Raw genomic sequence first — 2885 nt, 5'->3', positions numbered from 1 at the left:
ATAACTCTTTTGTTGGCTCTTGACTCGGTTCGATACTTCTTCGTCGGTCAGATAACGCTTGTCGCCCGCCGCCGTTTGCTCGTAAAACGTACCACCCGCACTCAGTTCTTTGATCTCAGCCGCTACCGTGGCGCAGTTTTTTTTCTGCGTCTGGGTCAGGTGGGCACCGGGCGCATTGCGCCGCTTCGCCTCCGCGACCAGCGCCCGGCTCTCCTGAATGCGCCGCAGGACCGCTTCCGTCTCTTCATGCTGACGTGCGGCTGCTTCCAAATCAGGGGCCCGTGGATTGCGATTGCGCCAGCGCTGATAGTTTTCCGCCTCAAGGGCCGCAAATCGCTCGCGCGTCGCATGATCAAGTGTGCTCAACATTTTCTTCGAAAACAGGGGCGAGTATCGTTCCGCGAACGCTGGGCTACCGAGACCTAGCCCCACTGTAAGCAGACACAGAAGCAGCCCCGACCGTCGAAAAAGAGAGTTGTCTGACATTGAGTAACGCACGCACAGCTCGGACAAAAAGTCTGTTTCAAGCTTAGAGAGTCGGGACCCAGAATCCGTGACCAAGCCCTCGAATACCAATCTACAGCGTGAACCGATTCAAAATTCTGCTGGAATACCTTCGGTTCGTCGCCAACTGCGCGCAAGCGCGCTAGGGCCGCGCGCAAGCGCGCTAGGGCCAACCAGCATAACCCAAGCGGGGCATCGCGCGATCTCCCCACGCTGTCTGGGCGAAATCAATAGTCGAGTCGATATCGATCACCATCGCGCACCAATCGGCCTGCCGTCGGTGTCGCGAAGTGGGTACCCAACACCAGCACCGGCTGATCGGCGTAGCGCGCGAGAAAGTCTGCCCGAGTCGCCGCTGCCAAGGCCGGATCGACATCCGCTGTACTCGACCAATCAGAGTGCGCGATCTGACACGGGTGATGAATCATATCGCCGGTGATAACCGCCTCTTCGCCGCGTGAGCGAATATGAATACTGACATGCCCAGGCGTGTGTCCGGGCGTGCTCTCCAACTGCACTTCCGGGCATACCTGATGGTCTGCGCTCACGAAGTCGGCAAGTCCTGCCGTAATGATCGGCTGCACCGAATCTTCAATCACCGGCCCATATTCCTGCGGTTCTGCCTGCCAATGCTGCCACTCTAGAGCGTTATACAGATATCGAGCCGACGCAAAGGTTGGCACCCAAACGCCCTGCAACCACCGCGTGTTCCAGCCCACATGATCCACATGCATGTGTGTGCACAGCACCGTATCGAAGCAGTCCGGTGGAAACCCATCCGCCGTCAATCGTTGCAGAAAGTCTGACTGCATGTGGTTCCATCTTGGATAGCTGCGCGCCTTATCATTGCCAATGCAGGTGTCGATCAGCAGCGTGCGATCCGGCGTCTCTACCACAAAGCTGTGCATGCTCAGCACGAGCCGCTGCTGTTCATCGAGAAAGGGGGCAAGCCACGCATCCGGTGCTAGCGCATCCGGTGTGGCCTGCGGCAGCAAATGTCGCCCCAGAGAGGCGGTGGTGAGTTCGACATAGCGTGAAATCCGTACATCACCCACCTGCCAACGCAGCACCTCTTGCGAGTCTGTCAATGCTCCAAACGGCCCATCGGAGCCAGAGCTATGCATTACGAATGGTAAGCCCACCGTCTATCGGCAGCGCTACTCCGGTAATGAACGAGGACGCGGGTAACACCAACGACAACGTACCATGCGCCACCTCCTCAGGGTCTGCGTAGCGTCGCAATGCCACTCTTCGCTTCGCAAAAATAGTCTTGTGCTCATCCTGAATGTCAGCGGTCATGCCCGTATTAATCGGCCCGGGGCAAATACAGTTTACCGTGATGTTCTCTCGCCCCAGTTCAACCGCCAACGATCGAGTCAAGCCAATGACCCCTGTCTTTGCTGCGGTGTAAGGGCTTCCTCCTGCCGTGGCCCCCAACCCTTCGGTCGAAGCGATATTGACGATGCGCGGGTGCTCCGCCTTACGCAAGTGCGGTAGTGCCGCACGAATTGTGCGTGTGTGCGCCGTCAGCAACACAGCCATCGACAAATTCCAGCTCTCTTCAAAGTTTTCCGAATCGATCGGGCTGAAGAGCGATATGCCCGCGTTATTCACTAGAATGTCGATGCCACCAAAGTCTTCAGCAACCTGAGTAATCACCGTTTTGATCGCACTACTATCCGCCAGATCCAACGCATAGGCCTTGACATCGCAACCGGCCGCAGCAATGTGTGCGGCCTCAGCCTCCAATGGCTCGGCGTTAATATCCATGATCGCGAGCCGTGCGCCTGCATCGGCAAACACTCGAGCGGTCGCCTGCCCCATACCGCTGGCTGCCCCCGTAATGATGGCCACCTTTCCCTCTATAGAACGGCTGAACTTCGACAGCGCCATTTCCTTCTCCCCTTAACTACCCAAATCGAACGAGCTCTAGACGCAAGCTCCATGAACAATCCAATACAACAGAAAACGCGCCACTTTAGAACCCACGGTCTCGCGCGGAATCGAACCCGCTGGACAAGGCATGCGTAGAGCAGACCAGCAAAGGGAGTTAACCAAACCCGCAAGCGAATAGATGGATCACAGGACCCATTTGATTTTTTGGGTAAACATGCAGGCAACATGGGGGATAGAGAAAGATGGTGGGACGTCTGGGGTTCGAACCCAGGACCAACGGGTTAAAAGCCCGGTGCTCTACCAACTGAGCTAACGTCCCTGGTACACCGCCTACAGGTGCCTGAGGCAGCGAGCGGCATAGTTTAGCGGCGCGAAAGCGAAACACAACAATAAAAGCAGGTCTGTTAACGCTTTATTACGCCCCAACACCGGCGATCGGCCGAAAACCGGGCAAATCTAAATATACGGGGTCGGATCCGTCACGT

3 protein-coding genes and 1 tRNA gene are annotated in these 2885 nt (G+C 56.8%); all 4 read right to left on the bottom strand.

Translation table 11 applies throughout. The features are described 5' to 3' along the window. On the bottom strand, window positions 1–369 hold a 369-nt coding region (locus AB8B76_RS14100), incomplete at its 3' end, for a hypothetical protein (protein WP_405273426.1). Between the two features lie 362 nt (window positions 370–731). After that, window positions 732–1628, bottom strand: a complete 897-nt coding sequence (locus AB8B76_RS14095; RefSeq protein WP_405273425.1) for an MBL fold metallo-hydrolase — start codon at window positions 1626–1628, stop codon at window positions 732–734. Then, a complete protein-coding gene (locus tag AB8B76_RS14090) occupies window positions 1621–2397 on the bottom strand; it encodes an SDR family NAD(P)-dependent oxidoreductase (protein ID WP_405273423.1) in 777 nt (258 codons plus the stop codon). The genes AB8B76_RS14095 and AB8B76_RS14090 overlap by 8 nt, the downstream gene beginning before the upstream one ends. A gap of 246 nt (window positions 2398–2643) precedes the next feature. Beyond that, window positions 2644–2719, bottom strand: a tRNA-Lys gene (locus tag AB8B76_RS14085). Window positions 2720–2885: the final 166 nt, after the last annotated feature.

It is taken from the genome of Congregibacter sp. (assembly GCF_045107095.1).
Taxonomy (GTDB): Bacteria; Pseudomonadota; Gammaproteobacteria; order Pseudomonadales; family Halieaceae; genus Congregibacter.
This window is presented reverse-complemented; position numbering and strand designations above follow the sequence as displayed.

Coding starts and splice junctions, on each gene's coding strand:
- AB8B76_RS14095 (WP_405273425.1), bottom strand. CDS start 1,628: ATGCATAGCTCTGGCTCCGATGGGCCGTTTGGAGCATTGACAGACTCG.
- AB8B76_RS14090 (WP_405273423.1), bottom strand. CDS start 2,397: ATGGCGCTGTCGAAGTTCAGCCGTTCTATAGAGGGAAAGGTGGCCATC.